The sequence below is a fragment of the Nostoc sp. KVJ3 genome (genome assembly GCF_026127265.1).
Lineage (GTDB): Bacteria > Cyanobacteriota > Cyanobacteriia > Cyanobacteriales > Nostocaceae > Nostoc.
The window spans coordinates 463,274-469,339 of the sequence record NZ_WWFG01000003.1 but is presented as its reverse complement, the minus strand read 5'-3'; the positions used below and the strand labels follow the sequence as shown (position 1 = coordinate 469,339).

Below are 6,066 nucleotides of genomic sequence, written 5' to 3'. Positions count from 1 at the left end.
TCTTTTTTGGTGCAAGTTTTGGCAGCGTGAATCAGAATGTCGCCGCGATAATGAATGGGCCAGCCTCGGGTTTCAACATTTTTGAGAGCATAAATAATTGCCCATGCCCAAGGCTGACGGACAGATAGCGCTTTCACGGGTTTTAAAACTCCAGTAATTGAATGTGTGCGTCTAATGCCGCGATCGCTGGATCTGGCTGTAAATTATCTCGCCAAGTTCAAAAATTTTGAGGTTGATAAATCGCACAACATGGTCGCAGTGCCGAGCTTACCGTAAAGGCGGTTTTTCTCAACAATCAACTCGATAGTGCGATCGCTTGGGTCTTTGGTGTAGACAGCATCCCGGTAAAGCATGATTAACTGGTCACAAACCTCAAAAATTTCACCAGAGTTGCGAAGTAAATGACGATTGGGGCGTTTATCAGCCGTAGTTTGATTCCCCCGATTGATTTGACAGCCCAAAAACACAGGGATTTTGTGAGACTTGGCAATATCCCGAATCTGGCGGGTAATCTTGCCGACTTCAAAAGCCATGTTTCCGCCGGATTCCAAAGGAATCTGCTGCAAGTAATCAATAAACACAGCACCAATAGAACCACCAAATTCGGCAATAGCACGGCGCACTGCACTTGCAATCATTGCGGTTGTAGGGGAGGAATGCTCGTAAACCTTCCAAGGCAGTTCCACCATCTGTCCTATACCTTGTGCTATTTGCTCCCAGTAGCACTGAGTATTGGTTTGAATCATAGAAGCGTCTACGCCAGTGATTCGGGCCAGCATTCGGGCATTGAGTTGATTCTTGTCCATTTCTGGAGTTACATACAGAACTGGTTTTCCAAGTTTGGTCATGATTTCGTAAGCGTAAGAAATCATAAAGTGAGTTTTGCCCATGTGGGATTCAGCAGCCACGACTACCAAGCTGCTGGGATAAATGCCACCGGTGATATTTTCGAGGTCGTACCAACCAACTTTGTCGCCTGCCATATTCCCCATCTCCAGCTTTTGAAAAAGTTCAATGCCCATGTCTTGTGCTGAGAAAACTTTGCAGCGTTCATCGCTTTGATTTTGAGTTACAGTGAAAACTTTCGCCTCAGCTTGCCCAAGAACAAGTGGTAGTTCAGTTTGCGTCTCGTAACCGAGTTGGATAATTTCCGATCCCACTTTGATTAACTGTCGCCGTCGGTATTTTTCCATCACCAAATCTGCCAAAGCATCGATGTTGACGGCGGATACAGTGCGGTCTACCAGAGTTGCTAACTTATTCCTGCCACCAATGCGATTGAGCAGATTGTGGTCAGCCAACCATGCAGTGACGCTTAGTAAATCTGTGGGTTGAAACAGAGCGTGAAGCGTTGTCGCAGCTTGATAAATGTATGAGTGAGCGCTGATGTAAAAGGCTTGGGTTACTAAGCGATCGCTGACTCTGGTTATTGCTTCTGGGTCAAGCATAATCCCGCCCAAAATAGCTTCTTCAGCTTCGATATTTTGTGGAGGCAAGTTGTCAAGTGACCTGTCAGGATGGAAAGAAACTACGTTGTCTTGATTAGGGTGCATAATTATGCTCTTAGTGCTAATTTTAACTGCGCTTCAACTTCTCGCAAATTTGTGGAAGATGGTTTGGAGTTGCTCGAAACTTTTGGCTCATTTGCTTTGGCTTGAAGTTTCGCTTTTAGCTCCAGCATTTGTGGGCTGTGTTGATACTCATTGGATGGAACCTGTTTGAGAAGCTCTTGCTGACGGCGCTTATGATCTTGTGCCAAAGCATCTTCGAGCGTGATGCTAGTGGTGTTGCTTGGTCTTTTTGTCGTAGCAGTATGCAATTGGGGTAGGGGCTGTTTTTCTGTTTGCAATGCCTGGTTATAGCGCTGCATCAGGTTCGTCCATCCCCCTTTGGTTTTCTCCCAGGTGTTCATGACTGCGATCGCATGAGTAATTTCAAGTTGTGCAGAGCGTTTCGATTTCGTGGCTAATTCTTGTGCTAGGAAGTCCACGACTATCGGGTTGAAATTCTGGTAGAGGTTATTCAGCTTTCGCTCTCCATTGCGCCAAGGCAAAACCCAGCAATTCCACTTGATTGTTTCTCTGACAAGCAGTGGTAGAGAATCATCACTCATAGCAGTCGGGTCTGTTAGCCAAGCATCAATCAGTTCTTTTACGTTCCGGGCTGTCTTGTAGGGACAGGTTAGTTGCGGCTTATTCGCTTGTTCGCGTTTCTCGAACGACCCCCCCGCAATAGTTGATCCTCTTGAGGGATTATCGGTTTGTTGCAAAGACTCGGATTTTTTTAACAACGAAGTGGGTTGTTGTGGGGTTGGTTCTTCTGGGGTTGGTTTTTCTAAGCTTGGTTTTTCAAGTTCAATTTCTTTCGTTGTTAAATCAAGTTCTTCTTTTTCACACACACTCTCATGGGTGGGGGGCGCGGGTGGCGAAGCCAGGGGCGCGTCCTTGAGTGGATAGACTTCAATTGGATAATCTTTAATTGGATAATCTTTGGGTGTCCCCCCAACACTACCGGGGTGTTCCCCCAACACTACCGGGGGTGTTCCCCCAGCACTACCGGGGTGTCCCCCCAGCACTACCCCTAGTGTCCCCCCAACACTACCTAAATCTTTCTTTCCTCTGATTAAGGAAGACGGTTTTAATGGATTAGGGAACCAGTCTTCCATGTCCGTAAGACTGTAATGATTTGATGTTTGTAACCCGTTATTCTCTCTGCTGGTTTTTGTGATCAAATTCCAACAGATAAGTTCATTTACTGCTGCGATCGCTTTTCGCCGTAAAGTGTCAGTTGGTGAATTTGGAAAAGACCCCCGAAAGCAGAACTCACCAATGGATTTGTAGGAAGGGAAAGCATTGTTATCACAACCGGCTCGACGGCACAAATGACAGTAAACACGATATGCCTCCATTGTTAATGGCAAATCGTCAAGCTTACTATCCATATAAATATGGCGTTTTTTTCTGTTATCGCTAAAGCTGTCGGTAGTCATCTTTTAAACCCTCCAGCAATGTTTATTTTTTTTGTTAAACTCATCGTTAGAATCCTACAAAAACTTTTTCTTCCCCCGCCTCTGAAAAGTAGGTGGGGGATTTGCTTTTACTCTCGTACCGGAATAGGAAATTCTCTAACTTGGAGATGAAGGGGAAACTCTTCAATCTCTCCCCCTTTTTTGTCACGGGTTTTGAATCGCTGTCCCCCAAATATTGCATTCGCCCCCAACTGCTTCACAAACATAGGCGTTTTAGCTGCGTGACATTGTTGGACAATTGATTCGAGCCATTCGATGTGGCATGGCCTGGAATTTGGGCCAGACTCACCACCAATAATGACTAACTGAACATCATTCAAATAGTGAGTGATATCGCCCAAATCTTCTAGCAATGGTTCAACTGACCAAAACCTAGTTAAAGCCGGAATCTGAGCAAGGAATTGACTACGTTCTTCAAGAGTGCGACTATTTTCAATTGAAGTGCCAACCCAAATATTTAAAGGCAATTTGTCTAATCTATGAAAAGAAAGCCATTCATCCATAGATGACAGCATAATTTCTGGGCGTTTGGTGAGAATCTGAAATATTTGATTGGGAGCAACGAACATTCCATCCAGCATTTCGTGTTGCCAAAAACGCGGAACCCATTCACCGAAAACATCAGTCATTGAAGAAACGAAATGCTTTTTAGGTTTTCTTTGGAATCCCCATTTCCGAATAGCTTCTGTATCTAACACTAGCTCTGGTGGTTGCCCAGAGTAGGGTTGCTTGTTTCCGCCAAAGAAAGAATTTTGATTCAACTTTTCGCTATAGCAATTTTTACACCCCTCAGATATTTTTTGACACCACCAACCGCCTTCCTTGGCACGGATGATATTATCTGTTAAGTCTGTCCATTCTATGTTTGTTGGCATGATTACTTCTCTCTTATTAACTTGAAATTGAACAGTTGAGTATGACTAATAAAACACCTCAGACGGAATATGATTCCCCGTGGAAGCAGATGTTGCAGTTGTATTTTGAAGACTTCATGCAATTCTTTTTTCCTCAAGCCCATGCTCAAATTGATTGGAGTAGAGGTTTCGAGTTTCTAGATCAAGAGTTACAGCAAGTAGTTCGTGATGCTGAATTAGGAAAACGACTAATTGATAAATTGGTGAAAATCTATCGCATTGGGGGCGAAGAATCTTGGCTGTTGATTCATATAGAAATCCAAAGCCAAGAGGAAACCGATTTTCCTAAACGGATGTTTGTCTACAACTATCGAATTTTTGACCGTTATGATCGCTCTGTTGCATCATGCGCGATACTGGGGGATGACAACATCAACTGGCGACCATCGCAGTTTGGGTACGATTTGTTTGGTTGTACGGTTGATTTTCAGTTTCCTGTGATCAAGCTGCTAGACTATCAACAAAGGTTGCCGGAGCTTGAAGAGAGCCATAATCCGTTTGCTACGGTGGTCATGGCTCATTTGGCAGCAATGCAAACCCGTGGTGACAGGTTACAACGTAAGCAGCAGAAATTAGCTTTAGCGCGTAGGTTGTACGAGCAGGGGTTTGAGCGCGAAGCTATTCTGAATTTGTTAGGTTTTATTGATTGGATGTTGACATTACCATTAGATTTAGAACGAGAATTTAAAAGGGAAGTAGAACAACTGGAGGCACAACAATCTATGCAGTACATGACATCATTTGAGCGAATTGCCAGAATGGAATCTTTATTAGAAGGGATTGCAGTTGGTTTAAAACTAAAATTTGGTACTGAGGGTTTAAGCCTATTACCAGAAATTTCCAGAATTGAAGATGTCGAGCAATTAAGAGCAGTTCTTACGGGACTAGAGACGGCCAGTAACTTAGAACAATTGCGCTCCTTGTATCAGCCAACAACCGACACTCCCACAGAAAATTAGTGTTTAAGAGCTTGGTATTGGATTTTCCAGATGAGCGTAGACTTTTAGTGCCTAAATTATTCCTTAGTTAGGCAGTTAAGGAAATATCTTGCTGACTCTGCTCAACAGGCTGATCAAACTTCAGAGCCTCATCACCCCAACAATCCCAGCCGTCCCTAGACTCGCGTGCGAACATCTCCAGCTTGGTTATGTCTGGACACAGTTTGTCTACGAGTTGGTAGAAACTTTCGGGCTTACGGGAATGCTCACGCCTGGGAGAGTGCAGGATGGTGGACTCGTTTGTGAGTGTCCGTCCAGAGAAAGCTTTGACATTCCCACGAACAGCCAAAGCACAGTGTTCAGTCGAATTCCGCAACCAATGACCGACACCTAGATGTGTTTTAGTGCCATCTTTGGTAACTTTTTCCCAAGTCAGGATGGTTTTGAGTTCAAATCCCCATGTTTGCAAGCAGTGTGCGGCTTCAATCATGTGATTATTTGTGTACCAAAGCCAAAGAACTGACCCCGTGGGATGGCTTAAGTCTGGAACAGGCAATGACAGTATTTCTTCTATGTGCATTGGCTTGTAGTTAATGCGGTTTCGGTGAGTTTTATCCTGATTTCTCAGCCGATAGAACCAGGGAGGGTCAATCACGATGCACTGGTATTGACCTTCTAATGTTGTTAGTCTCATGTTTAACTCCTGTTATTTTCAATGTTAATTTCAGACTTGTTCTGGAAATTCAATGTGGCTTAAAGTCTGAAGTTCAACAGCTAATCCACTTAAGAAATTTTGGAGTTCGACTGTTGCCAATTCTTTGGATATCTCTTTTTCTGACGTATAAATAAGTTGCTTGTGATGCCCAAAGTAAACTTCTGTACGAGTTAAGTTTTGCTCTATATCAGTTAATAGAGTTATACTAAATCTTCCGAGTTTGCAAAAGTAATACTGACGGGTTGCACAAGAAGTATCTCCTTGATGCCAAGTAATATTGGTTTTTGAACCAATGTGAGCGCTAATAGATTCAAAATCTACTTGGTAAATATTCAAATCTGCTTGCATTTCTCCACTGTTGTAGTAGCCAACAATGTGTTGCCTGATTCCATCAACTGATAGGCTATCGGGGATATTAATATGGGCAACAGATGCAACTTTTTCAACTACTGTGACTACGACTTCCATATC

At 43.6% G+C, this 6,066-nt stretch carries 6 protein-coding genes; 1 reads left to right on the top strand and 5 read right to left on the bottom strand.

Annotated elements, in window-relative coordinates; genetic code table 11:
- Positions 1–203: 203 nt before the first annotated feature.
- The 3 genes from GTQ43_RS33375 to GTQ43_RS33365 form a co-directional block, all read right to left on the bottom strand.
- Positions 204–1,553: a replicative DNA helicase gene (locus GTQ43_RS33375; protein ID WP_265277015.1), complete on the bottom strand. Its 1,350-nt coding sequence runs from the start codon at positions 1,551–1,553 to the stop codon at positions 204–206.
- A gap of 2 nt (positions 1,554–1,555) precedes the next feature.
- Positions 1,556–2,989, bottom strand: a complete 1,434-nt coding sequence (locus GTQ43_RS33370; protein WP_265277014.1) for a helix-turn-helix domain-containing protein — start codon at positions 2,987–2,989, stop codon at positions 1,556–1,558.
- A 107-nt stretch (positions 2,990–3,096) separates the two neighbouring features.
- Positions 3,097–3,903, bottom strand: coding sequence for a phage Gp37/Gp68 family protein (locus tag GTQ43_RS33365; RefSeq protein WP_265277013.1), 807 nt, complete (start codon positions 3,901–3,903; stop codon positions 3,097–3,099).
- Positions 3,904–3,944: 41 nt separating this feature from the next.
- Between GTQ43_RS33365 and GTQ43_RS33360 the strand changes: the two genes are divergently transcribed.
- Positions 3,945–4,901, top strand: coding sequence for a cytosolic protein (locus tag GTQ43_RS33360; RefSeq protein WP_265277012.1), 957 nt, complete (start codon positions 3,945–3,947; stop codon positions 4,899–4,901).
- 67 nt (positions 4,902–4,968) lie between these two features.
- Here the strand turns inward: GTQ43_RS33360 and GTQ43_RS33355 are convergent, their stop codons facing one another.
- A complete protein-coding gene (locus GTQ43_RS33355; protein ID WP_265277011.1) occupies positions 4,969–5,574 on the bottom strand; it encodes an MT-A70 family methyltransferase in 606 nt (201 codons plus the stop codon).
- 30 nt (positions 5,575–5,604) lie between these two features.
- Positions 5,605–6,063, bottom strand: coding sequence for a hypothetical protein (locus GTQ43_RS33350; RefSeq protein ID WP_265277010.1), 459 nt, complete (start codon positions 6,061–6,063; stop codon positions 5,605–5,607).
- Positions 6,064–6,066: the final 3 nt, after the last annotated feature.

What these genes read in the sequence shown, in the direction of transcription:
- GTQ43_RS33350 (WP_265277010.1), bottom strand. Translation starts at nt 6,063, where the DNA reads ATGGAAGTCGTAGTCACAGTAGTTGAAAAAGTTGCATCTGTTGCCCAT.
- GTQ43_RS33375 (WP_265277015.1), bottom strand. Translation starts at nt 1,553, where the DNA reads ATGCACCCTAATCAAGACAACGTAGTTTCTTTCCATCCTGACAGGTCA.
- GTQ43_RS33360 (WP_265277012.1), top strand. Translation starts at nt 3,945, where the DNA reads ATGACTAATAAAACACCTCAGACGGAATATGATTCCCCGTGGAAGCAG.
- GTQ43_RS33370 (WP_265277014.1), bottom strand. Translation starts at nt 2,989, where the DNA reads ATGACTACCGACAGCTTTAGCGATAACAGAAAAAAACGCCATATTTAT.
- GTQ43_RS33355 (WP_265277011.1), bottom strand. Translation starts at nt 5,574, where the DNA reads ATGAGACTAACAACATTAGAAGGTCAATACCAGTGCATCGTGATTGAC.
- GTQ43_RS33365 (WP_265277013.1), bottom strand. Translation starts at nt 3,903, where the DNA reads ATGCCAACAAACATAGAATGGACAGACTTAACAGATAATATCATCCGT.